This window comes from Cellulomonas sp. KU4C (genome assembly GCF_056868065.1).
This window is the reverse complement of the sequence record NZ_CP200322.1, coordinates 643,231-665,673: the sequence shown is the minus strand read 5'-3', so window position 1 is coordinate 665,673 and position 22,443 is coordinate 643,231. Positions and strand designations below refer to the sequence as shown.

Sequence of the window (22,443 nt, the reverse complement as noted above, 5' to 3'; positions counted from 1 at the left end):
TCTCGTGACCCCGCGGTCCGCGCTCGTCGACGTCGCCCTGCGCCCCGGTGTCGTGCACCCCCTGCCCGTCGCGGCGGCCCACGCCGCGGCGACGGACCTCGCGGCAGCCCTCCTCCTGCGGCGCCGTACGCGCACCACGGACCAGGCCCAGCTCCAGCCCACCACCGAGGACCTCACATGACCAGCGCCGTCACGACCCGCCGAGCACGGACCGCCACCCGTCGGCGCGCGTCCGCCGCCACGGCGCTGGTGGCCGTCCTGGCGCTGACGGTCCCGGCAGCGGTCGTGACGGCTGCGGTGACCGCCGGCTCGACGATCGCCGGCAACCACTTCGGTGCGGCCGACCGCGTGCAGCTGGGAGTGCACGACCTCACGGCGGCTCCCGACGGCGGGCACGACGCCTTCCGGCCGGGTGATGCCGGGACGGTCTCGTACCGGATGACCCCGGTGGGCCGCGACAGGGTCCCGACGGACCTGCGGGCCGGCGACGCCGTCGTGTTCTCGACCACGCTCCCGTCCTGGCTCGAGCCCGGGACGCTTCCGGCCACGTCGACGTTCGCGAACGGACGCATCGAGTGGGCCACGACCCAGGACTCCGACAGCGGCGCCTGGACGGTGACCCGCACGTCGCGGTTCACCGCGGCGCAGGCGGAGTTCGCGGCGCCGACCCGCCTGTCGATCCCGGTCGTGGCGCGCGGCGTGCTGACCGCGGGGGACGTCGTGGCGTCCGTGAGCACTCCCGAGCAGCTGGCCTCGACCGCGCCCAGGGCCTCGGTCGCGGTCTCCGGGATCAGCCACGCCGACGTCGGCGCCTACGCGCTCACGGTGGCGCCCACCGACGCCGAGCGGTTCGCCCCGGGGACCGCCGGGACCCTGTCGTTCCTGTCGACCCCGGCCAGCGACGTCTGGGCAGCGCTGCACGCCCGCACCGGCGAGCAGCTGTCCTACACCGTCACCCTCCCGCGCGGTCTGACCCCCGGTGCCCTGCCCGCGCCGGCGACCTACCCGACGAGCACCAGCAGCTGGACCACGCACCAGGACCCCGACGGCGCCTGGACCGCCACCTTCACCGAGACGTTCACCGCCCCCCGGGCCTCCTACAACGCGGGCACGCTCCTGCGGTTCCCGGTGACCGCGGACGACACCCTGGCCCCCGGGGCCACCGCCAGCGTCCGCGTCACCCTGCCGGCCCTGACCAGCACCCATCCCGAGTCCAGCACGACGGTCCCCGTGACGGCGCGCACCTCGGTCGGGGTGCACGGCCTGAGCGTGACGCCCGCGACCGGCCCCGCGTTCCAGCCCGGCATGCCCGGGACGGCCCGGTTCACCGTGACACCCGACGGCGCCGCGGCCGCGCTGCGCCTGGATGCCGGCGACACCGTCCGGCACACCCTGACCCTGCCCGTCGGCCTGGTCCCGGGCCCGCTGCCCGCCGACACCGCGACCCTCACGTGGTCCACCGCTCCCCAGCCGGACGGCACCACGACCGTGACCCGCACCCGGACCTTCCCCACCGCGACCACCGAGCACCCCGCGGAGACGATCACCGTCCCGGTCGTGGGCACCCTCACCCCCGGGCCGACGACGGGGCCGGTCACCGCCGCCACCGTCCTGCCCGCCCACACCGTCAGCACCACACCCCGCGGGACCGCCCTCGCGACGTTCACGACCGACACCTCGGCAGGCGTCCACGCGCTCACGGTCACGCCGACGGACGCGACCTCGTTCGTCCCCGGCGCAGCCGGGACCGTGTCGTTCCACTCCACCCCCGACCTCGCGGTGTCGTCGGCGATGCCCGTCCAACCCGGCCAGCAGCTGTCCTACACCGTCACCCTCCCGCGCGGACTGGCCCGGGCACCCTGCCCGCGCCGGCGACCTACGCGACCAGCACCAGCAGCTGGGCCAAGCACCAGAACCCCGACGGCGCCTGGACCGTCACCTTCACCGAGACGTTCACCGCCGCGCGGACCTCGTACAACGCCGGCACCCTGCTGCGGTTCCCCGTGACCGCGGAAGCCACCCTCGCCGAGGGAGCCACCGTCACCGCCGTCGTGACCCTGCCGTCGCCGCTGACCAGCGCCAGCCCGGACCAGACGGTCACGGTCGCCGTCGCCCCCACCACGGACGTCGGCGTGCACGCGCTCAGCCTCCGACCGGAGGCCGGCGACACGTTCCAGCCCTGGATGCCCGGCACGCTGACCTTCCGCACCACCCCCAGCGGTGCACCCGTCTCCGCCGAGCTCGCCGCCGGCTCCACCGTGACCCACACCATCACGCTCCCGGCCTGGCTCGAGCCGGTCGCGCTCCCCGGGGTCAGCACGACCGCGATCAGCACCGTGCAGTGGGCGCAGACCACGACCTCGACGACCCGGACGATCACGCGCTCCGAGACCTTCCTCGCCGCGCGGTCCCAGCACCCGGGCGGCAGTGTGAGCCTCCCGGTGCGGGCCACCGCGACCGCCGGCACCGCCACGGCGAAGGCGACGGTGACCGTGACGATCCACCGCGCGGCCCTCACCAGCGCCGCCGCGTCCGCCGAGGTCACCGCCGCCTCCTCCACCAGCACCGAGGTCGGCGTCCACGCGCTGGCCGTCACGCCGGGCGACGCCTCGGGGGAGTTCGCCCCCGGGTCCTCGGGCACGGTGTCGTTCCAGACCAACCCGGTGCCCACGGTGTGGCTCCCGATGACGGCCCGCCCGGATCAGGCGATCACCTACACGATCACGCTCCCCGGTTGGCTCGAGCCCGGGACGCTGCCGAACGGGGTCACCTGGCCCTCCAGCACCACCACCTGGACCAAGTCGAAGCGCGGCAGCACCTGGACCGTCACGTTCCGCGACGCGTTCACCACGGACCGGACCTCGTACGACGCAGGCGTCCTCAGCTTCCCCGTCCAGGCCACCGGCGTCCCGGTCGACCAGGACGAGGTCAGCGTCACGGCGGCGGTGCCCTCGCACCTGACCAGCACCTCCCCGACGGCCACGGTCGTCCTGAGTGCGTCCCCCCAGGTCGCCGACGGCGTCTACCAGCTCAAGGTGACGTCCGGCAGCGGCTCCGACCTGTTCCGCCCCGGCGAGTCCGGCACCCTCACGTTCTCGCCTCACGAGTCCGCGGCGCAGCGCGCCGGCGCGCTGACCTACCTCGCGGGAGACGTCCTGACCTACCGGGTCGTCCTCCCCACGTGGCTCACCCCGACGCTGCCGGCCGGGAAGGACGACGCCACCAGCACCGTGACCTGGGAGTCCGCGTCCCACGCCACCAGCGGGCACGCGATCACCCGCACCGAGAGGTTCAAGACGAGCACCCGGGCCACCGGTGCCGTCCCCACCTGGACCGTCGACGTCAAGGCCGGCGACCCGCTGACGGCCCAGCAGTTCTCGGCCTACGTCACCGTGACTCTGCCCCGCGGGCTCACGGCCGCGCAGCCGACGATGACCCAGACGGTGCGCGCATCGAGCGAGCCCCACACCGTCGGCATCTACCAGTTCGGCCGGATGAACACCGACTTCGTCTCCCAGGGATCACGCTTCTTCTACAGCAGCACCCCCTACGACGCGCCGATCACCGCGTCGCTGCGCGCCGGCGACGTCATCACCGAGAGCATCTCCACGTCGATGGTCGCCTCGTGGATCGTCGCTTACCCCGCCAACTCCGAGGACGCCAACTTCCGCATCACCTGGGCACGAAGCACGGGCAACAACACCCTCGTGCGCACGATCACCGTCAAGCGCGACATCACCGGCGTCAGCATCCCCCAGGCCTGGTTCGTCGCCCAGGGGGACGCCGTCCAGGTCGGACCTCGGTCCGCGACCGTCAGGGTCTCGTCCGCATGGCCGGAGCGGTTCGGGCGCATCGCGGCGACGGGAACCTCCCTCACCATCAGCTGGCGGAACTGACCGCTCCAGGGGAACCCCCGAGACCGTCCTGGCCCACCGGCCCCGGCCCTGCGCACGATGCGGGTGCCGGGGTCGGTGCGGTTCCAGGGAGGGTGTCATGTCCGTGTCGCAGAACGGCTGGCCGGCGATCCGGTCCGGGTCCGACCCGCGGCTGGTCCCGTTGCGGTGGATCACCGGCCGGGTGCTGGCGGGGCCCGTGCACGCGGTCCTCGACCACCTCGGGCGCCGGTTCGACGCCGAGGTCGAGGCGATCAACCGCGGCCACTCGTGGGGTCACCACTACCGGGCCATCTCAGGGTCGGCGAGCCTGTCGAACCACGCGTCCGGCACCGCCGTCGACTTCAACGCCCCGCGGCACCCCCTGGGCGCGGTCGGGACGTTCACGCCCGCTCAGACGGCGGTGATCCGGGCGATCGTCGCGGAGGTGAACGCGGCCGGACGTGCGGGTGTGCTGCGCTGGGGCGGCGAGTACGCCCGCCGCAAGGACGAGATGCACTTCGAGATCATCGGCACCGCGACGCAGGTCGCCGCCGCGGCTGCGGGCCTCGGGGCCGGCGCTCCCGAGGCCACGGCCCCGGGGCCCGGTGCCGCCGCGCACACGGGGGCGCTGACGGCCGACGGGAACCTCGAGCTGGCGCTCGACGGTGTGCGCGGGCCCGGCACCGTGGCGCGGTGGCAGCAGGTGATGGGCACCGAGATCGACGGCGTCGTGTCCCGGCCCGCGTCGCACCTGATCGCGGCCGACCAGCGGTTCCTCGCCGGCGTCGTGGCCGCCGAGCGGATCGCGGAGCTCACCGGGTCCCCGGAGCTCGCCACGGACGGCGTGGAGGGACCCGCGACGATCCGGGTCCGTCAGGCGTGGCTGTTCGCCACCCACGGGCCGGCGGTCCTGGGGCGGGGCCCGGAGCCCGGGGACACCGACGGCAGGCAGGGACCGACCACCACCCGGCTGCTGCAGCACGCGCTCAACCACGCGCACACCGGCGAGGGCAGGTACTGACGTGCGCCGCCCTCGCGGGGTCCGGCGCCACCGGCCTCGAATCGCCGGACCGCGCGGGACCGTCCTGCTCTGCGCGGGTCTGTTCTGCGCGGCCCACGTCGTCTCGTGCCTGCCGGTCGGCGGCGACGACCTGGTGCTGCCGATCGGGCTCGACCGGCTGGACGACGCCGTGCCGCTGCCGGTGTACGCGGCGCTGTGGGGATGCGCGCTGGTCCTGTGCGCGCTCGGGGCGGTCCGCCGACCCGACGGTCGCACGCGCGACGGCGTCGGCACCGCGGCGTTCGCGCTGACCGCCGGGATGACGCTGGCCTGGTCCGGGACGTTCCTGCTCGGGTGGGTCGTCGACCGGTCCGACCCGACCCGGCAGTGGGTCCTGGCCACGGCGTACGCCGCCGTCGCCGCGCTCGTCGCGTCCTCCGCGCGGTTGGTCGACCCGGTCGACGGGACGTCGGCGCCGTGAGCGAGAGCGTCGTCGTCGCGGCCGTGACCGGCGTCCTGGCGCTGGCGGGCACGACGACCACGGCGCTGCTGACCCAGCGCGCCCAGCACCCCGACGCGGGACGCCGCGGCGCGGCGGACCTGCGCGACCCGCGTGACCTGCTCGAGGACGAGCGCCGTGCCCGCCGCGAGGTCCGCGACCGGTACCGGCACGCGCTCGAGCACATCCAGGCCCTGCTCGCCTACGTCGCGCGTGAGCGCGGCACGCTGCCGGACGACCTACCCGCCCCGCCCCCGGACCTCGAGGGCGACCTCTGAGGAGGGACCACGATGACCCGAGGACGCCGTCGCGCCGAACCCGCCACGTCCCGCTGGCGCCGCCTGCTGAGCCTCGAACCCGCCCTCGTGCGCGGCGCGGTGGGGTCGGTGGTGACCGTCGGGCTCGTGTGGGGCGTCGACCTGTCCGACCTGGGGGAGCGTGTCGCGACGACCGCCGACGTCGTCCTGGGCACCCTGCTGCCGCTGCTCGCGGCGTGGTGGATCCGCGGTGCGGTGGTGCCCCGCGCGAAGGTCGGGACGCCCGACGACCCCCCGGACGGCGCCGCCGGCACCCGACGGTGACGCCCCCGTCACGCGGGCAGCCGTCCGCCCGGGCGGTCACAGCGCCAGGTCGGGGTCCGCGGTGATCTCGACGGTCGCCCACACGTCGTACGGCAGCAGCTGCAGCGGGTCGACGACGGCGTGCCGGACGGCGTCCTCGTCGTCCACGTCCCAGGCGGACCCCGTCGCGACGACGAAGTCCACCTCGACGTACAGGCGGCGCCCGAGCTTCGTCGCCCGCACGAGCGCCTCCGGCAGCGCGAACCGCGCGCGGGCGGCGCCGACCACCCGCGCGATCTCCGCCTCCACCTCCGGCGGGGGCGCGCCCTCGAGCAGCTCGTGCATCCCGCCACGCACCAGGCGCACCGGCAGCGGCGCGACGAGCAGCACGGCGAGCAGGAGCAGCACGGGGTCGACGTGGCCCGCGGCTGTCGACTGTCCCGCGTCCTGCAGCAGCCGGCCCGCGACGCCGCCGAGCGCGACGACCACGCTCAGCCACGCGCCCGCCCGCCAGGACACGACCTCCGCGTGCACGAGCTCGGAGTCCGGGGCGCGCCGGCGCAGGGCGACCGCCGCGACCGCGCTCGCGACCGCCGTGACCGCGCCGTAGGCGAGCAGGCTGGTGGGATCGCCGTCGGAGCCGCCGGCGAGCAGGGTGCCGGCCGCGTCGGCCGCGCCGTAGACCAGGGTCGCGATCAGCGCCGTGCCCTGCATCGCCACCGCCAGGGGCGTCGCGGCGTGCCGGCCGAACGGGTACCGCTCGCTGGGTGAGGAGCGCGCGGCGCGGGAGGCGAGGAACGAGACCGCCACCAGGGCGATCCCGGCGAGCGAGTAGACGCCGTCGAACAGGATCACGCCGGACCCGGCGACGAGCCCCCACACGACCCCGGCGGTCCCGAGGACACCGGCGACGGCCGCCGACCCGAGCAGCGCGCCCCGCTCGCGGCGCGCAACGTCCGCAGGTCCGGCGTCGGCACCGCCCATCGGGTCACCTCCGGTCGACCCCCGCAGTCTGACGCACGGTGTCGCGGGTCACCCGCAGTCGTAGAGCACCGCGTCCCCGTAGCCCGGGAGCGGCAGGTCGTCGGCGTCGGTGAACGGCGTGCCGCCGTACTCCCGCGGGTCGACGACCGTGCAGCTCGCCTGCACCCAGCCGACGCGCGCCCGCGCCTCGTCGCCGCCCATGCCGGCGATCCCGCCGACGCGGTCGGGTCCCGGGGCGGCGGACAGCACGAACCGCATCGTCCCGTCGCGCTGCCACGCGGTGAGCGTCCCGACCGAGGGCACGGGGTCGGCGCCGAGGAACCCGCCCATCCCCACGACCGCCTCGTCGCTGTCGAGGATGAACTCCGAGGACGCCAGGCCACCGCCCTCCGTCAGCAGCGTGATCGGTGCGCCGTCGGCGTGCTCGCGGGCGTAGGCGAGCACCGCGGCGTTCTCCGCGGACATCTCGTGGCCCGCGAACCCGCCGGCGCGGACCGGGCCGGTGTGCTCGGGGTCGGTCAGCGCGAGCAGCTCCGGCGGCAGCTCGGTGGGGATCTCCGTGTCGCCCGGCGCGGGCGCGGGCATCGGCAGGTCGGTGAGCTCCACCGGGATCAGGACGCCGTCCCGCATCGCCTCGAACCGCTCGTTCACCGGACCGGCCTTCGGGAAGCCGCCCGAGGTCGGCGCGCTCGCGGCGCTGGCGACGGACCACGACGCGGACCCGGCGAGCACGGCGACGACGACCAGGGCCAGCGGTCGCGCGGACCGGTGCAGGCCCGTGGCGAGCGCGGCGGCGGCGACCAGGCAGAGCAGGAGCGCCACCCCGCCGATCCAGCCGTGCCAGTCCGCGGAGCGGCCGACGAGCACCAGCGCGGTGACACCGGTCGCGACCACCCCCGCCGCGAGCGTCGCGCGGGCCCGGCTGTCCCCGGCGCGCTGCGCGTCCCACAGCCGGACGAGCCCCGCGCCGGTGACCGCACCGACGGCGGGCACCAGGAGGGAGACGTAGTAGGCGTTGAAGATGCCCTCGGTGAAGCTCAGCACCGTGAACGCCATCGCGAGCCAGCCGCCCCACAGCGCCCAGCCGCCGGCGGTCGGACCGAGGACGAACGGCTGCGCGCGCCACGCCCGCTGGTACGCGGTCGCGCCCACGTGCAGCAGCAGCACCGCGCACAGCGGCAGCAGCCAGGCGATCTGCCCGCCGGTCTCGGGGGAGAACATCCGGCCCAGCCCGGCCGCCCCGCCGAACAGGCCCACCACCGCGAGCGGCACGTCGAGCCCGGACCCGCCGGCCGACTGCCCGGAGCCGAGCAGCGCGCCGAAGCCGTTGTAGCCGAACACGAGCTCGAAGGCGCTGTCGCCCACGGTGCCGCCCATGTAGGGCTTCTCGCCCGTCCACAGGTCACGCAGTGCGGACCACGAGAACGAGACCACGAGCAGGACCGCGCAGGACCGCAGCAGGTCACCGAGCCGGGCCCGCCACGACCGTCCCGCGACCCCGAGGCAGACCGCGGCCACGAACGCGGGCACCACGATCCACGCCTCGAGCATCTTGGTGTTGAACCCGAGCCCGATCAGCGCGGCCGCCGCCATGAACCACGCGCTCCGGCGCCGGTCGCCCCCGGTCGTGTGCAGGCCGCGGGTCAGCGCCCACGCCGCGAGCACCAGCAGCAGGATCAGCAGCGTGTCCGTGTTGTTGTGCCGGTTCAGCGCGACGGTGACCGGGGTGGTCGCCATCACCGCCGCGGCGATCAGCGCCGCGCGCTCGCCCGCCCAGGGCCGGACCGCGCGGTGCAGCACGAACACCGTCGCGACGCCCGCGACCACCTGCGGCAGGAACAGCCCCCAGCTGGTGAAGCCGAGCAGGCTGACGCTGAGCGCCTGGAGCCACAGCGCCAGCGGCGGCTTGTCGACCGAGACCACGCCGCTCGGGTCGGCCGCGCCGAACAGGAAGTTCGTCGGGCTGGCGAGCATCGACTTCACGGCGGCCGAGTAGTAGGTGTTGCCCAGGTCCGCCTCGGCGACGCGCCAGGACGTCAGCGCCGCCGCCGTCAGGCAGATCAGGACCAGCGCGACGACGGGGCCGACGCGGCGGGACGGGGTCGGCTCGGCGGCCGCGGGGGGTCCTACGCGGGCCTCGGGGGTCGCAACGGCCATCGTGGGTCCCTTCGTCGTGGCGGTCGCGATCACGCTCACAGGCGCACGGCACCGGGCCAACTCACCACTTGCCGGCGCCCGTGCGCGGCGCGGCGCGGTGCGGGCCGAGGGGGCGGCGCAGCACGCGGGAAGAACCCGGGTCGGGCGCCCCGACCTAGCGTGGAGCGCGGCCCGGGCGCCCGGCTCGGGCCCCTGACCCGGGAGGTCCGATGAGCCCCACCGACACGACCGTCGACCAGCGCGGCCCGCTGCCGCTCGACGCCGACTACGCCGCCGGACGCGGCCTCCCGGTCGAGCACGTGACCTCCGCGGACGGCACCCGGATCGCGTTCGAGCGGTCCGGCACGGGCCGCCCCGTCGTCATCGTCGGCGGCGGGCTGAACGACCGTGCGATGTTCCGCCCGATGGCCGGCATCATGTCCGAGCGGTTCACGGTGGTGAACTACGATCGCCGCGGCCGCGGGGCCAGCGAGCTGGGCGACCCGGACGCGTGGACGCTCGACACCGAGGTCGAGGACCTGCGCGCGGTGATCGACGCGGTCGGCGAGCCGTGCGACGTGTTCGGCAACTGCACCGGCGGCATGGTGGCGATCGAGGCCGCCGCCGCGGGCCTGCCGATCCGGCGGATGGCGCTCTACGAGCCCCCGTACCGCTCCCCGGAGGCGACGACCGAGCAGCTCGCCGTGATCCGCGGGCTGATCGACGAGGGCCGGCGGGGCGAGATCGTCGAGCTGTTCGGGCGCGACATCGTCGGGTTCATCAGCCCGGAGAAGATGGAGTACTTCAAGCAGCACCCGGCGTGGGCGGCGTTCGAGTCGATGGCGTTCTCGGCGTACTACGACGCGATCATCAGCCGCGACCACACCGGCATCCCGTTCGCGAAGCTGCCGCTGGTGCAGGTGCCGACGGTCATCATGCGCGGGGACGTCGGCGACGGCGGGATCCACGACGCGTGCGTGCAGCTCGCCGAGGGCATCCCCGGCGCTCAGCTGCTCACCATGAAGGACCGGGACCACCTGCTCGACCAGGCCGCGTGGTCGCGGTACGTGATGGCGTTCCTCGAGGGCTGAGCCCCGGGTCGTCGGCCGTCCGCCTGGTCCCCCGGAGCGCGCCGGTCGCGCGCCGGGGGATCAGGCGCGGGTGACCTGGACCGGGATGCTCGACCACGCGCGCAGCGTGTTGTTCGCGCGCGGGACCGCGGGACCCGCGGGCTCGATCGTGGCGACCCGGCGGGCCAGCGCGGTGAGCAGCGCCTCGGCCTCCAGCCGCGCGAAGCTCTGCCCGAGGCAGGCGTGCAGCCCGGTCCCGAACCCCACGTGCCCCGCCGGGTCGCGCGTGACGTCGAAGACGTCCGGGTCGGTCCACCGCCGCGGGTCGCGGTTGGCGGCCCCGAGCAGCACCATCACCTTCTCGTGCCGGCCCAGCGGGACCCCCGCGAGCTCGACCTCGCGCGTCGTCGTCCGGAAGAACGTCTGCACCGGCGTCGACCAGCGCAGCGCCTCGTCCAGGGCGCGCCGGCGGACGCCGGCGTCGTCGCGCACCAGCGCCCACTGCGCCGGGTGCGTCGCGAGCGCGTGCAGCAGCGAGCCGAGCGCGTGCACGGTCGTGTTCACCCCCGCCGCGAACAAGGACCGGACGACGTCGGGGGCCTGCTCCGCGGTGATCTCCCCGCGGTCGGCGGCGGCCCAGATCCGCGCCCCGAGCCCGCCGGGCGTCAGCGCCTCCCGGCGGCAGCTGCGGTCCACCCACTCCGAGTGCGACCGCGCGTCCGCGCCGGCGTCGCGGACCAGGGCGTTGCGCGGGCCGAACGCGTTGAACAGGAAGTCGCTGAACGCCATCAGCCGGTGCCGGTCGCCCTGCGCGATGCCGACCGCGTCCGGGAACGCCTGCAGCGGGTACGCCATCGCCAGGTCGGTGAGCGCGTCGAACGTCGTCGTCCGGTCCAGCAGGGCGTCGACCAGCCGCTCCGCCTCCGCGAACCAGGACTCGCGCAGCGTGCGCTGGGTCCGCGGGGAGAGGATCTCCGCGAGCACCCGGTGCGGGGCGTCGTGGTGCGGCGGGTCGGCCTCGAGCAGGATGCTCGTCTGCCGCCACGCCCGGCCCGTCGCGAAGTTGGACAGCCCGACGCCGGCGGCGGAGCCGTAGTCCTGCCAGTTCCGCAGCACCGGCACGACGTGCTCGTGCCGGCCGGTCGCCCAGCAGCCCAGGCGGTCGAGGCGCACCACGTCGGCGGTCTCGCGGACCGCGACCTGGAACGCCGTCGGGTCCGTCGAGCCGTGCTCGCCGTACGGGTCGGCGTCGATCGTGGGGACGGTCGACGGGTCGGTCGTCGGGGCTGTCGTCACGGGTGCCTCGCTCACAGGTCCAGCTCCAGGAGCCCGGTGCGGGCCCGGGAGACGCAGGGGAACATCACGCCGGCGTCGTCGTCGGTGAGGATCGTGTCGCGGTGCTCGACGGCGCCCCGGAGCACGGGGGTCTCGCACGCGCCGCACGACCCCACGCGGCACGACGACAGCACGTCGACGCCGGCGGCGTGGATCGCCTCCAGCAGGGAGGCCGTCCGCGGCACCTCGACGGTGACGCCCGTGCGCCGGAGCCGGACGGTGAACGCCTCGTCGGTGTCCTGACCGACCGGCCGGCCGAACGCCTCGGTCCACAGGGTGTGCTCCGGCCACCCGCGCGCGAGCTCGGCCAGCGCGACGTGCAGGCCCGGCGGACCGCAGCCGTAGACGCGACCGCCGTCCGGGACGGGACCGACGGCGGCCGCGAGGTCCGGGCGGCCCGCGGTGCCGGTGACGTGCACCTGGAGCCGCCCGTCGCCCAGGCGCCCGGTGAGGTCGGCGAGGTACGGCATCCGGTCCGCGTCGCGCCCGAGGTAGACCAGGCGGTACGGCACGCCGAGCCGGTCGGCGGCCTGCAGCATCGGCAGGAACGGCGTCACGCCGATGCCCCCGGCGACGAAGACGTACGCGGACGCGGGGACCAGCGGGAACGACGTCCGGGGCGCGCCGACGCCGACCGTGCTGCCCACGTCGAGGCGGTCGTGCACGTACGCCGACCCGCCGGAGCCGGCGACCTCCCGCCGCACCGCGAGCGTGTACGACGCGGGGTCCCACCGGTCGCCGCACAGGCTGTAGGGCCGGACCATCCCGTTCGGGAGCGTCACCGCGACGTGCGCTCCCGGTGCCCAGTCCGGCAGCCGGTCGCCGTCGGGGCGGCGCAGGGTCAGCTCGACGACGTCGCGGGCGAGCGTGCGCCGCGCGACCACGTCGAGCTGGGCTGCGCCGATCTGCATGGGTCCCCGTCCGGTGGCAGTGGTGACGCCCCGACGCTAGGCAGCGGGCCCGGGCCGCAGTTCTCGCGGGTTGCGTCTCGCGGGTCGCGTCGCCGACGCAAGTCAGGAGTGGGCCCGGCCGACCGGGCGACCTAGCGTGAACGTGCACGTCAGCACCGCGGTCCCGGAGGAAACCACCGATGCCCACCCGCCAGAAGCAGCCCGTCGTCCACCCGCCCGGTGCCGACCCCCGGCGGTGGAAGGCGCTCATCGTCCTGTCCGCGCTCCAGTTCATGATCCTGCTGGACATGACGATCGTGAACGTCGCGCTGCCCGCGATCGAGGACGGGCTCGCGTTCAGCCAGTCGGGCCTGACCTGGGTGGTCAACGGGTACGCGCTCGCGGCCGGGTCGCTGCTGATCCTCGGTGGGCGGCTCGCGGACTACTTCGGCCGCCGGCGGCTCCTGGTCGTCGGCGTCGTGCTGTTCGCGGTGTCGTCCGCGCTGTGCGGGTTCGCGACCCACGGCGGCGTGATGATCCTCGGCCGGTTCGGCCAGGGCGCGGCCGAGGCCATCGCGGCCCCCGCGTCGCTCGGCCTCATCGCGCTGCTGTTCACCGACGCGAAGGAGCGGACCAAGGCCCTCGGGATCTGGGGCGGGCTGGTCGCGCTCGGCGGCACGCTCGGCTACGTGTTCTCCGGGCTGCTGACCAGCTTCACGTCGTGGCGGTGGATCTTCCTCATCAACCTGCCCGTCGCGGCGGTCGCGCTGATCGCGATCCCCCTGCTGCTCAACGAGTCGCGGATGTCCGCCGAGCGGCGCGGGAAGCTCGACATCGGCGGCGCGGTCACCTCGACCACCGGGCTCATCGCGATCGTCTACGGGCTGCTCCAGGCCGCGGAGAACCCCTGGGGCTCCGCCGCGGTGGTGCTCCCGGTCGGCCTCGGCGTGCTGCTGCTGCTCGCGATGCTGCTGATCGAGCGCCGGGTCGCGGACCCCCTGCTCCCGCGCGGGTTCTTCAGCAACCGGACCCGGTCGGTGGTCAACTTCACCAGCCTGTTCTTCATGGCCGCGTTCATCGGCTACACGTTCATGCTGACGCTGTTCGAGCAGGACGTGCTCGGGTACTCGCCGCTGAAGAGCGGGCTGGGGTACCTGCCGCTCGGCATCGGGATCGGCGTCGGCATCGGGCTGTCGTCGGTCCTGGTCCCGAAGATCGGCGTGAAGCCCGTGGTCGTCGCCGGGTTCATCGGCGCGGGCGTCGGGCTCGGGCTGACCAGCCTGGTGACGCCCGAGAGCTCGTACGCGCTCGGCATCCTGCCCGGCATGGTGATCTTCGCGGTGTTCGCCGGGGCGACGATGCCCGCGGCGACCAACGCCGCGCTGCACCAGGTCACCGCGCAGAACTCCGGGCTCGCGTCCGGCGTGCAGAGCACCGCCCAGCAGATCGGCGGGGCCCTCGGCCTCGCGGTCCTGGTGACGTTCGCGACCCGGCGGTTCCTCACCGATGTCACCGCGGGGGAGCCCGTCGAGGTCGCCATGACCAACGGCTTCACGCTCGGGTTCCAGATCGGCTCGGTGCTCATGCTCGTCGGCGGCGTGCTGCTCGCGGTGTTCCTCGAGCGCGTCGACGGCGAGCTGCGCGACCCGGTGCTCGAGGAGGTCGAGGCCGGGCTCCAGCCGGCACCCGTCACGCAGGACGCGCGCCCGTGAGGGTCGCCGTCACCGGCGCCGACGGGTTCATCGGCTCGCACCTGGTGGACGCGCTGGTCCGGGACGGCGCCGAGGTCGTCGCGCTCGTGCAGTACACGTCGGTCGGCTCGTGGGGCTGGCTGGAGGACCTGGACCCGGACGTGCTCGCCGCCGTCGACGTGCGCGTCGGGGACCTGCGCGACGCGACGTCCGTCCGGGACGCGCTGGCCGGCGCCGAGCTGGTCTACCACCTCGGCGCGCTCATCGCGGTCCCGTACTCGTTCCGGGCACCGCGCTCGTACGTCGAGACCAACGTGCTCGGGACGCAGCACGTCGTCGACGCGGTCCGGGCGCACGGCGCGCGCCTCGTGCACACCTCCACCAGCGAGGTGTACGGCAACACCACGAGCGACCCCCTCACCGAGGACCACCCGCTCCAGGCCCGCTCCCCGTACGCGGCCACCAAGATCGCGGCCGACAAGCTCGTCGAGGCCGCCGTCGCCGGGTACGACCTGCACGCGGTCACGATCCGCCCGTTCAACACGTTCGGGCCCCGGCAGTCCGCGCGGGCGTTCATCCCCGCGGTGCTCGCGCAGGTGCTCACGGGCCGCACCACCCTCGCGCTCGGCTCGCTCGAGCCGCGCCGCGACCTCACGTTCGTCACCGACACCGCGGCCGCGTTCCGCGCGGTCGGCAGCCTCGACGACCCGCGCTGGGCCGGCGCCGTGCTCAACGCCGGCACGGGTGTCTCGTGGCCGATGAGCGCGGTCGTCGACGAGATCGCGCGGGTCGTCGGCGTGCCGCTCGACGTCGTCGCGGACGAGGCGCGGGTCCGCCCCGCCGGCGCCGAGGTGCACCACCTGCAGTGCGACAGCTCGCGGCTGCGGGCGGCGACGGGGTGGGAGCCGCGCGTCACCCTGCACGACGGGCTGGAGGCGACCCGGGCCTGGATGGCCGAGCCGCGCCACCTCCGGGCGTACAAGGCCGACCTCTACCAGGTGTGACGTCGCACGACCGGGCGGACGCCGAAGGGACCGACGATGGAAGCAGTGATCCTGGCCGGCGGGCAGGGCGTGCGCCTGCGGCCCTACACGACCCGGCTGCCGAAGCCGCTGATGCCGATCGGCGCGGACCACGCGATCCTCGAGATCGTGCTCCACCAGCTCGCGCAGCAGGGGTTCCGCAAGGTCACCCTGGCGATCGGGCACTTCGGGCACCTGATCCGGTCGTTCGTCGGCGACGGCCAGCGGTGGGGCCTCGACATCGCGTACGTGAACGAGTTCCAGCCCCTCGGGACGCTCGGTCCCGTCGTCGGCGCCCGCGACGCCCTGCCCGAGCACTTCCTCGTGATGAACGGCGACGTGCTCACCGACATCGACACGATGCAGCTGCTGCGCACCCACGCCGCGACCGACGCGCCGCTCACCGTCGCGACCCACCGCCGGCAGGTGACGATCGACCTCGGCGTGATCGAGGCGCGCGACGGCCGGATCGTCGGGTTCGTCGAGAAGCCGGCCTACGACTACCGGGTGTCGATGGGCGTCTACGCCGTGTCCCGCGAGGCGCTCGCCACCTACGGGGTGGGGGAGGCGCTCGGGTTCGACCGGTTCATCCTCGACCTGATCCGCGCCGGCCGGAACCCCGCCGAGTACCTGCACGAGGGGTACTGGCTCGACATCGGACGACCCGACGACTACGACCGGGCGAACGAGGAGTTCGGCCGGATGCGCGGCGCGCTGCTCCGCGGCGCGTGAGGCGGGCCGGCGCGTGAGGTCGGCCGGCGCGTGAGGCGGGCGGTGCTCGTCGGGGCGGCCGGGTTCGTGGGGGCGCGCGTGCACGCGGCGCTCGTCCGGGACGGGTGGGACGTCGACCCGGTGGACCGGGCCACGTGCGCGGACGGGGACGTGCCGCGCGCGGTCGCCGCCGCGCTGGCGTCGCCCGCGGACGCGGTGCTGTGCTGCGCGGGCGCGACCACCGGCGCGCCGGACGTCCTGGCGCGGGCGAACGCGGACCTGCCGGCGGCGCTGGCCGCGGTGGTGGCGTCGGCGGCGGGCGTCGAGCCGGGGTCGGTGCCGGGGTCCGTGCCGCGGTCGGTGCCGCGGTCGGTCCCGCGGTCGGTGCCGCGGTTCGTGCACGTCGGGTCCGCGGCCGAGTACGGGGCCGCGTGCGGCGACCGGCCCTGCACCGAGGACGACCCCCCGGCGCCCTTGTCCGACTACGGGCGCAGCAAGGCCGCGGGGACCGCGCGCGTCCTCGCGACGCTGCCGGACGCGGTCGTGCTGCGCGCCACCACCGTGATCGGCCCGGGCGGGCGCGGGTTCCTCGCGACGCTCTGCCGGCAGATCGCCGCCGCCCCGCCCGACGGGGCCGTGCACGTCGGGCCGCTGGACGCCGCGCGCGACCTCCTCGACGTCGACGACCTCGCGGCGGCCGTGGTCGCCGCGGCGCACCCCGACGGGTCCGGCGCTGCCCGGGGCGTGCTGAACGTCGGGACCGGTGTCGCGGTGCCGCTGTCGACCCTCGTCGCCCGGGTCCGCGCGGTCACGGGCTTCCGCGGCGCCGTCGTCCCGGACGCCCCGGCGCCGGCGACCTCCGCGCAGGTCCGGACGCAGTGCTCTGACACCACCCGCATCACCCACGCCCTCGGCTGGACCCCCCGCATCCCCCTCGACGCCACGATCCGCCGCACCTGGCTCTGGGTTAGCGCGCGCTGACGGCCGCGACTGGGCGGGCTGCGAGGACACCGGGCAGACGGCTCGACCGCACGAGGTGCTGGTGCAGGTCGGCGGACAGGTGCCGAGCGACGAACATGATGTACCGGCGGTGGTTCTCCGGCTGGCGGTCGAACACCGACTCGTGGTGCGCGACCCGGTTCCGGAAGTCGCGCAGGGCGCTGAGCGCGGCGTGCAGCCGAGCCCGCTCGGCCCCGGGGGCGTAGGCCGTGTGCAGGGCGGGTACCCAGAGCGACTTCTCGTGCAGGTCGTCCGTGAGGTACGACCAGAAGCCGAACATCAGCTCTGCCACGGCTTTGCCGCGAGGCACCACACCCTGGTCGAAGCCCGACTGCCTGCGCGCGGACCGCACGTTCGAGCGGGGAGTCGCGTTCTTGTCCCGAGCGTCTCCATCCCGGTCGTTCGACATGTGCCGCGGGAAGAGCCGTTCGCAGGAGCCCGGCGTCAGCCACTCGCCGTCCACGACGTCCGGGTGACGGCGCAGCGCACGGTCGTACGCGTTGCGCACGGCCACCTCGAGGTGTCCCAGGTCGCGAAGGAACGCGGACGCGATCTCGGCGTTCCACTCGTACAGCGCGAGTCCCAGCCCAGGGTCCCCGCCTGCCGCACGGAGGTACTTCGCGAACCGACCGGGCGTCAGCCAGTCGTCCACCCACTGCGGTGTCGCCACCAGCCTGGTCCCCCTGTAAACTCGTGAATGCGTGAGAGTTCCACACGACCGCTGCTACGCATGTTGGTGGAGCCAAGGCTTGGGGAGGCCCCGGTATCGACGAGAGTCGACCCGGGGCCTTCTGCCGTCCGGCCTGCGACACCACCGTACTGGGCCTGCGTAGGCCCTCGGTGCGTGAGTGAGCGCGTCAGCGGCGGCGGGCGTGGAGGGTCCAGCGGGCGGCGTTGTTGCCGAGGTTGCGCCCGAGGGGGTGGGCGTCGAAGCCGTGGGCCGCCACCGTCGCGGTGAGGGCGTCGACCGTGTGGGTCGCCAGGCCGTGCCGGCGGCGCGTCCGGGCGTAGGTCGACGCGGGCAGGGCGGCGAGCCGGGCCAGCGCCGACCGCAGGAACCGGCCGCGCGCCGCGAACCGCACGAGCTCCGCGAGGTCCGCACCCGGTCCCGCACCCGGTGCGACCAGGTCGCCCAGCAGCAGCACCCCGCCGGGCGGCAGCAGCCGGGCGGCCTCCGCCAGCAGGACGTCGAGCTCCGGGGCGGTGAGGTACTGCAGGACCGACTGCACCAGCACCACGTCCACCGACCCGGGCGCCAGGTCCGGGAGGTCCGCGGGTCCGATCACCCGCACATCCGGGTGGTCCCCGAACCGGTCGCCCAGGCCCGCGCGGATGCGGGGGGCGGCCTCGCAGAGCACCACCTGCCGGCAGCCGGGCACGACCGCGGGCACGTGCAGCGCGTCGCCGGGGCCGTAGTCCAGCAGCACGCCGCCGGCGGGCAGGTGCGGCTCCAGGCTGCGGGCCAGCGCGGCGAAGTGCGCCGCCTTGTGCCGGTCGCCGAAGTAGGCGTGCTGCCCGCGGTCCCACTCCTCGAGCCACGGCGTCGGACGGGTGTCGGCCATCGACCCAGGCAACGCCGCAGGTCGGGCCCGGGCAACTCCCGGGTGGCGGGGCCCGGCGCCCACCCGCAGGTCAGGAGTCGTGCCGCGTCGTGGCGCGTCAGTAGCGTCGCGACGCGAGGAGAGGGGGACCCGTGAACCGACCCACGCGCGCACCGGCCGTCGACGTCGTCGTCCCGGTGTACAACGAGGCCCGGGTGCTGCGGGCCAGCATCAGCACCCTGCATGCGTACCTGGCGGCGAACCTGCCGTACCCGGTGACCCTGACGATCGCGGAGAGCGGGAGCACCGACGGCACCGCCGCCGTCGCCGCGGAGCTCGCCGTCGAGCTCGACGGGGTCCGGGTGCGGTCCGACCCGGCGCGGGGGCGGGGACTGGCGGTCCGGCGCGCGTGGGAGAGCAGCGACGCCGAGGTGGTCGCCTTCATCGACGCGGACCTGTCGATCGGCCTGGACGCGTTCGTGCCGCTGCTCGAGCCGCTGGTCGCCGGGCGGTGCGACCTGTCCGTCGGCAGCCGGCACCGCCGGGGCGCGACGGTCCGGCGCTCGCTGCACCGCGCGGTGCTGTCCCGGACGCTGAACCTGCTGCTGCGCGTGACCCTCGGCGCCCGGTTCACCGACGCGCAGTGCGGGTTCAAGGCAGGCCGTCGGGACGCGCTGCTCCCGGTGATGCGGGACGTGCAGGCGCAGCACTGGTTCTTCGACACCGAGCTGCTCGTCGTCGCGCAGCGCCGCGGGCTGCGGCTCCACGAGGTGCCGGTGGTGTGCCTGGACGACCCGGACACGTCGGTGGACCTGCTGCCGACGGTCGGCGGGTTCCTGCGGGAGATCGCCCGCCTGGTGCGCAGCCGCCGGACGCCGACGCCGCGGCCGTCGGCAGCGGGCGCGGACGCCGGCGCGGTCGGTGCCTGACGTCGGCACCCCCGTGACCGCGGCGCGTCGTCGCGGGCCGGGCCGTCGCGTGCCCGTCCGTCGCGTGTCGGTGCGGGCGCTGCTCGCGCACCCGGTCGCGCGGTTCGTGCTCGTCGGCGCCACGACCGGCGTGCTGCACCTGGGCGGGTTCTGGCTGCTGCGCACCTGGTGGGAGCCCGTCGCGGCGAACGCCGTCGCGCTGGTGGTGGCGACCGTCGTCAACACCGAGGGGAACAGGCGCCTGACGTTCCCCGGGCACGAGCCGGTCCCGGTGTGGCGCCAGCACCTGAAGGCCGGCTTCGCGCTGGCGGCGAGCCTCGGGGTGAGCGCCGTCGCGCTGACGCTGGTGACCACGTCGCACCGCGTCGTCGAGCTGGCGCTGGTCGTGGCGGCGGACGGCGTCGCGGCGGCGGTGCGGTACCTGCTGCTGCGGCACTGGGTGTTCCGGGCGGCCCGCCCGGCCCCGTCGGCCCGCTCCAACCCTCCGGGACCCGAGGGGGCGTCGTGGTCGAGCTGATCGTCACCGCGGACGACCTCGGGATCAGCGAGGGCATCAACCGCGGCGTCCTGGACGCGCACGCGCGCGGCGTCGTGACGGCGGCGTCGCTGATGGCCAACGGCCGGGCGCTGCGGCACGCCGTCGACGCGGCGGCCGACCTCCCGGACCTCGCCCTCGGGGCGCACGTCGTGCTGGTCGGGGAGGACCCGCCGCTGCTGACCCACGCGGAGGCGCCGACGCTCGTCGACCGGTCCGGCGCCCTGCCCGCGTCGTGGCGGCACCTGTCGGCCCGCGTCCTGGCCGGCCGGGTCGACCCCGCGGACGTCCGCGCGGAGGCCCGCGCGCAGCTCGACCACCTCCGCACCGGGTGCGGCCTGCACCTCAGCCACCTGAACACCCACCAGCACGTGCACCTGCTGCCGCTCGTCGCGCGGGTCGTCGTGGACCTCGCCGTCGAGCACGGGATCGGGTACCTGCGGGCGCCCACGAGCCGGCGACGGTCCCCGCAGGCCGCGGTCATCCGCGGCTGGCGGCGGTCGCTGGTGGCGGTCGCGGACCGCGCGGGGGTCACCACTCCGGACGCGTTCGCGGGGCTCGACGAGGCAGGCGGCCTGACCCAGGACGACGTGCTGGTGGCCGTGCGGCGGTCCACGGGCCGCGCCCGACGGCTCGAGATCACCTGCCACCCCGGGCTGCCGACCCCCGCCGACCGCGAGCGGTACCGCTGGGACTACGGCTGGGAGGGCGAGGTCCGCGCGCTCACCGACCCCGGCCTGCGGGAGGCGCTGACCCGTGCGGGAGCGGTCCTCGCCCGGCCCGGCCGCTGACCGCACCCGGGAAGAACTCCCCGTCCGAGCGCGCGCCTAGCGTGCCGGGCATGAGCAACGACACCAGCCCCGCACCGAGCTCCGCCCAGCCCGTCTGGTTCGACATCTCCAGCCGTGACCCCCGGGCCACCGGCGACTTCTACAGCGGCGTGTTCGGGTGGACCGTGCACTCCCTCGAGGGCGAGGACTACGCCATGATCGCCGCCGGCGACGGCCCGCCCGCCGGTGGCATCGGCCACGGCTCGGACGACGCGCCGTACCTCGGCGTCGTCCCGTACTTCCCCGTCGACGACCTCGACGCGGCGCTGGAGCGTGCCACTACGCGCGGCGCCACCGTCGTGCTCGACCCCGCACCCACCCCGATGGGCCGGATCGCCGCGATCCGCGACCCGCAGGGCCACACCGTCGGCCTGCAGGGACCGTGAACCTCCGCAACGGAAAGGCGATGTCATGACCACGACCGAAGCATCCGCGTGCCCCTACCTCCTGGACCCGCAGGGCCTGGACACCCACGGCGAGACCAAGCGCCTGCGCGAGCAGGGCCCGATCGCCCGCGTCGAGCTGCCCGACGGCGTGCTGGCGTGGTCGGTGCACGACTACGAGGTCGCCCGGAAGATGATGGGCAACCAGGAGCTGTTCTCCAAGGACCCGCGGCGCAACTGGCCGGACTACATGGAGGGCCGGATCTCCGACGGCTGGCCGCTCATCACGTGGGCGGCGATGAACACGCTCGCGACCAACGACGGCGCGGACCACTCCCGGCTGCGCAAGCTGCTGCTCCAGGCGTTCACCGGCCGCCGGGTCGAGAAGATGCGCGGGCACATCGAGCAGCGGGTCGGCGAGCTCCTGGACCGGATGGAGGAGGCGGGCCGCGACGGCGCGACCGTCGACCTGCGCGGCATGTTCTGCATGGAGCTGCCGACGCAGCTCATGTGCGACCTCTTCGGCGTCCCGGACGACCGCCGGGCCGACGTGCTCGCGGGCGGCCACAAGAACGTCGAGACGACCCTCAGCAACGAGGAGGCCGAGGCGAACCTCGGCCAGTGGCAGGACGCGATCGCCGAGCTGGTCCAGTACAAGAAGACCCACCCCGGCGACGACCTCACGACCGGCCTGATCGCCGCGAAGGAGGAGGACGGCTCCCGGCTGTCCGACGACGAGCTCATCGGCACGCTGCACCTGCTGCTCGGTGCGGGCTCGGAGACGCTGGTCAACGGCCTCGCGCACTCGCTGCTGCACGTGCTCGAGGACCCGACGGTGCGCCAGGAGCTGCGCGACGGCACGGTCACCTGGGAGGAGGTGTTCGACGAGACGCTGCGGGTGCAGTCGCCGGTCGCGCACCTGCCGTTCCGGTTCGCGGTCGAGGACTGCGAGTTCGGCGGCGTCCGGATGAAGCGCGGCGACGTGATCCTGATGGACTTCGCCGGCGTCGGCCGCGACCCGGCGGTGCACGGCGACACGGCCGACGTGTTCGACGCGCACCGCGAGGACAAGCAGCACCTGTCGTTCGGGTTCGGGGTGCACTACTGCCTCGGCGCCCGGCTCGCGACGCTCGCCGCGATGATCGGCCTGCCCGCGGTGCTCGACCGGTTCCCGCACATGGAGCTGGCCGTGCCGCGCGCCGAGCTGAAGCCGCAGGGCAGCTTCGTGGTGAACGGCTACGCCGCGATCCCGGTGCAGCTGGACGCCCGCGTCCCCGCCCGCGCCTGACCCACCCCGCACCGGACCCGGCGCCGCACCCGCGACGCCGGGTCCCGCCGCGCCCGGCCCCCCGCGCCCGCCCTCCCGCCGCGCCCGCCCCTGCCCTCGCCCCCTGCGCCCGCCCTCGCCGCGGGCGCCCGGGCGGCGAGTGGTCACGACACGCGGGTGTCGCGG

The 22,443-nt window shown here is 75.2% G+C and carries 23 protein-coding genes; 17 read left to right on the top strand and 6 right to left on the bottom strand.

The window, feature by feature from the left end; genetic code table 11:
- Positions 1–4: 4 nt before the first annotated feature.
- The 7 genes from AC1VL8_RS03085 (at position 5) to AC1VL8_RS03055 (ending at position 5,955) form a co-directional block, all read left to right on the top strand.
- Positions 5–181 carry a hypothetical protein gene (locus tag AC1VL8_RS03085; protein ID WP_483074097.1) on the top strand — a complete coding sequence of 59 codons (177 nt, stop codon included), beginning with the start codon at positions 5–7 and terminating at the stop codon, positions 179–181.
- Positions 178–2,007 carry a hypothetical protein gene (locus tag AC1VL8_RS03080; protein ID WP_483074096.1) on the top strand — a complete coding sequence of 610 codons (1,830 nt, stop codon included), beginning with the start codon at positions 178–180 and terminating at the stop codon, positions 2,005–2,007. Before AC1VL8_RS03085 ends, AC1VL8_RS03080 begins: the two co-directional genes overlap by 4 nt.
- Positions 2,004–3,896 carry a hypothetical protein gene (locus tag AC1VL8_RS03075; RefSeq protein ID WP_483074095.1) on the top strand — a complete coding sequence of 631 codons (1,893 nt, stop codon included), beginning with the start codon at positions 2,004–2,006 and terminating at the stop codon, positions 3,894–3,896. The genes AC1VL8_RS03080 and AC1VL8_RS03075 overlap by 4 nt, the downstream gene beginning before the upstream one ends.
- 97 nt (positions 3,897–3,993) lie before the next feature.
- On the top strand, positions 3,994–4,896 hold the full coding sequence (locus AC1VL8_RS03070) for a M15 family metallopeptidase (protein WP_483074094.1): 903 nt from the start codon (positions 3,994–3,996) through the stop codon (positions 4,894–4,896).
- A 1-nt stretch (position 4,897) separates the two neighbouring features.
- Positions 4,898–5,356 carry a hypothetical protein gene (locus AC1VL8_RS03065; RefSeq protein ID WP_483074093.1) on the top strand — a complete coding sequence of 153 codons (459 nt, stop codon included), beginning with the start codon at positions 4,898–4,900 and terminating at the stop codon, positions 5,354–5,356.
- On the top strand, positions 5,353–5,652 hold the full coding sequence (locus AC1VL8_RS03060; protein ID WP_483074092.1) for a hypothetical protein: 300 nt from the start codon (positions 5,353–5,355) through the stop codon (positions 5,650–5,652). Before AC1VL8_RS03065 ends, AC1VL8_RS03060 begins: the two co-directional genes overlap by 4 nt.
- A gap of 12 nt (positions 5,653–5,664) precedes the next feature.
- Entirely contained in the window at positions 5,665–5,955 is a 291-nt protein-coding gene (locus tag AC1VL8_RS03055; RefSeq protein WP_483074091.1) for a hypothetical protein, read from the top strand.
- A 36-nt stretch (positions 5,956–5,991) separates the two neighbouring features.
- On the opposite strand, the gene AC1VL8_RS03050 is transcribed toward AC1VL8_RS03055, so the two are convergent.
- Both AC1VL8_RS03050 and AC1VL8_RS03045 read right to left on the bottom strand, forming a co-directional pair.
- Positions 5,992–6,918, bottom strand: coding sequence for a cation efflux transmembrane domain-containing protein (locus tag AC1VL8_RS03050; protein WP_483074090.1), 927 nt, complete (start codon positions 6,916–6,918; stop codon positions 5,992–5,994).
- A 48-nt stretch (positions 6,919–6,966) separates the two neighbouring features.
- Positions 6,967–9,075, bottom strand: coding sequence for an ArnT family glycosyltransferase (locus AC1VL8_RS03045; protein ID WP_483074089.1), 2,109 nt, complete (start codon positions 9,073–9,075; stop codon positions 6,967–6,969).
- A 209-nt stretch (positions 9,076–9,284) separates the two neighbouring features.
- Between AC1VL8_RS03045 and AC1VL8_RS03040 the strand changes: the two genes are divergently transcribed.
- Complete coding sequence (locus AC1VL8_RS03040) at positions 9,285–10,145, top strand: alpha/beta fold hydrolase (RefSeq protein WP_389232228.1); 861 nt, start codon at positions 9,285–9,287, stop codon at positions 10,143–10,145.
- Positions 10,146–10,205: 60 nt separating this feature from the next.
- Here the strand turns inward: AC1VL8_RS03040 and AC1VL8_RS03035 are convergent, their stop codons facing one another.
- Together AC1VL8_RS03035 and AC1VL8_RS03030 are read right to left on the bottom strand one after the other, a co-directional pair.
- Positions 10,206–11,420, bottom strand: a complete 1,215-nt coding sequence (locus AC1VL8_RS03035) for a cytochrome P450 (protein ID WP_483074088.1) — start codon at positions 11,418–11,420, stop codon at positions 10,206–10,208.
- Positions 11,421–11,431: 11 nt separating this feature from the next.
- The gene (locus tag AC1VL8_RS03030) at positions 11,432–12,370 is read right to left on the bottom strand and encodes a PDR/VanB family oxidoreductase (RefSeq protein ID WP_483074087.1); all 939 of its coding nucleotides are present in this window, start codon (positions 12,368–12,370) and stop codon (positions 11,432–11,434) included.
- Positions 12,371–12,549: 179 nt separating this feature from the next.
- On the opposite strand from AC1VL8_RS03030, the gene AC1VL8_RS03025 reads away from it, so the two are divergent.
- The 4 genes from AC1VL8_RS03025 to AC1VL8_RS03010 are packed head-to-tail and all read left to right on the top strand — an operon-like array spanning position 12,550 to position 16,754.
- The gene (locus AC1VL8_RS03025; RefSeq protein WP_483074086.1) at positions 12,550–14,061 is read left to right on the top strand and encodes an MFS transporter; all 1,512 of its coding nucleotides are present in this window, start codon (positions 12,550–12,552) and stop codon (positions 14,059–14,061) included.
- Positions 14,058–15,044, top strand: a complete 987-nt coding sequence (locus tag AC1VL8_RS03020) for a GDP-mannose 4,6-dehydratase (protein ID WP_483074085.1) — start codon at positions 14,058–14,060, stop codon at positions 15,042–15,044. The genes AC1VL8_RS03025 and AC1VL8_RS03020 overlap by 4 nt, the downstream gene beginning before the upstream one ends.
- A gap of 36 nt (positions 15,045–15,080) precedes the next feature.
- The gene (locus tag AC1VL8_RS03015; protein WP_389232213.1) at positions 15,081–15,794 is read left to right on the top strand and encodes a sugar phosphate nucleotidyltransferase; all 714 of its coding nucleotides are present in this window, start codon (positions 15,081–15,083) and stop codon (positions 15,792–15,794) included.
- 30 nt (positions 15,795–15,824) lie between these two features.
- Complete coding sequence (locus AC1VL8_RS03010; RefSeq protein WP_483074084.1) at positions 15,825–16,754, top strand: NAD-dependent epimerase/dehydratase family protein; 930 nt, start codon at positions 15,825–15,827, stop codon at positions 16,752–16,754.
- On the opposite strand, the gene AC1VL8_RS03005 is transcribed toward AC1VL8_RS03010, so the two are convergent.
- Together AC1VL8_RS03005 and AC1VL8_RS03000 are read right to left on the bottom strand one after the other, a co-directional pair.
- Positions 16,741–17,442, bottom strand: a complete 702-nt coding sequence (locus AC1VL8_RS03005) for an Abi family protein (RefSeq protein WP_483074083.1) — start codon at positions 17,440–17,442, stop codon at positions 16,741–16,743. The genes AC1VL8_RS03010 and AC1VL8_RS03005 overlap by 14 nt on opposite strands.
- A 187-nt stretch (positions 17,443–17,629) precedes the next feature.
- Positions 17,630–18,334, bottom strand: coding sequence for a methyltransferase domain-containing protein (locus tag AC1VL8_RS03000; RefSeq protein WP_483074082.1), 705 nt, complete (start codon positions 18,332–18,334; stop codon positions 17,630–17,632).
- A 131-nt stretch (positions 18,335–18,465) separates the two neighbouring features.
- On the opposite strand from AC1VL8_RS03000, the gene AC1VL8_RS02995 reads away from it, so the two are divergent.
- Genes AC1VL8_RS02995 through AC1VL8_RS02975 form a run of 5 tightly spaced genes read left to right on the top strand, consistent with a single transcriptional unit; the run spans position 18,466 to position 22,278 of the window.
- Entirely contained in the window at positions 18,466–19,242 is a 777-nt protein-coding gene (locus tag AC1VL8_RS02995) for a glycosyltransferase (protein WP_483074081.1), read from the top strand.
- A gap of 49 nt (positions 19,243–19,291) precedes the next feature.
- Positions 19,292–19,759 (top strand): GtrA family protein, encoded by a 468-nt coding sequence (locus AC1VL8_RS02990; RefSeq protein ID WP_389232202.1) that lies wholly within the window; start codon positions 19,292–19,294, stop codon positions 19,757–19,759.
- Entirely contained in the window at positions 19,747–20,568 is an 822-nt protein-coding gene (locus AC1VL8_RS02985) for a carbohydrate deacetylase (RefSeq protein WP_483074080.1), read from the top strand. The genes AC1VL8_RS02990 and AC1VL8_RS02985 overlap by 13 nt, the downstream gene beginning before the upstream one ends.
- Before the next feature lie 50 nt (positions 20,569–20,618).
- The gene (locus AC1VL8_RS02980; RefSeq protein ID WP_483074079.1) at positions 20,619–20,993 is read left to right on the top strand and encodes a VOC family protein; all 375 of its coding nucleotides are present in this window, start codon (positions 20,619–20,621) and stop codon (positions 20,991–20,993) included.
- Positions 20,994–21,018: 25 nt separating this feature from the next.
- Complete coding sequence (locus AC1VL8_RS02975) at positions 21,019–22,278, top strand: cytochrome P450 family protein (protein WP_483074078.1); 1,260 nt, start codon at positions 21,019–21,021, stop codon at positions 22,276–22,278.
- Positions 22,279–22,443 lie beyond the last annotated feature (165 nt).

Excerpts from the sequence above, each read along its gene's own strand:
- AC1VL8_RS03045 (WP_483074089.1), bottom strand. The coding sequence starts at position 9,075 with ATGGCCGTTGCGACCCCCGAGGCCCGCGTAGGACCCCCCGCGGCCGCC.
- AC1VL8_RS03040 (WP_389232228.1), top strand. The coding sequence starts at position 9,285 with ATGAGCCCCACCGACACGACCGTCGACCAGCGCGGCCCGCTGCCGCTC.
- AC1VL8_RS03070 (WP_483074094.1), top strand. The coding sequence starts at position 3,994 with ATGTCCGTGTCGCAGAACGGCTGGCCGGCGATCCGGTCCGGGTCCGAC.
- AC1VL8_RS03050 (WP_483074090.1), bottom strand. The coding sequence starts at position 6,918 with ATGGGCGGTGCCGACGCCGGACCTGCGGACGTTGCGCGCCGCGAGCGG.
- AC1VL8_RS03015 (WP_389232213.1), top strand. The coding sequence starts at position 15,081 with ATGGAAGCAGTGATCCTGGCCGGCGGGCAGGGCGTGCGCCTGCGGCCC.
- AC1VL8_RS03080 (WP_483074096.1), top strand. The coding sequence starts at position 178 with ATGACCAGCGCCGTCACGACCCGCCGAGCACGGACCGCCACCCGTCGG.
- AC1VL8_RS03055 (WP_483074091.1), top strand. The coding sequence starts at position 5,665 with ATGACCCGAGGACGCCGTCGCGCCGAACCCGCCACGTCCCGCTGGCGC.
- AC1VL8_RS03025 (WP_483074086.1), top strand. The coding sequence starts at position 12,550 with ATGCCCACCCGCCAGAAGCAGCCCGTCGTCCACCCGCCCGGTGCCGAC.
- AC1VL8_RS02975 (WP_483074078.1), top strand. The coding sequence starts at position 21,019 with ATGACCACGACCGAAGCATCCGCGTGCCCCTACCTCCTGGACCCGCAG.
- AC1VL8_RS03030 (WP_483074087.1), bottom strand. The coding sequence starts at position 12,370 with ATGCAGATCGGCGCAGCCCAGCTCGACGTGGTCGCGCGGCGCACGCTC.
- AC1VL8_RS03000 (WP_483074082.1), bottom strand. The coding sequence starts at position 18,334 with ATGGCCGACACCCGTCCGACGCCGTGGCTCGAGGAGTGGGACCGCGGG.
- AC1VL8_RS02980 (WP_483074079.1), top strand. The coding sequence starts at position 20,619 with ATGAGCAACGACACCAGCCCCGCACCGAGCTCCGCCCAGCCCGTCTGG.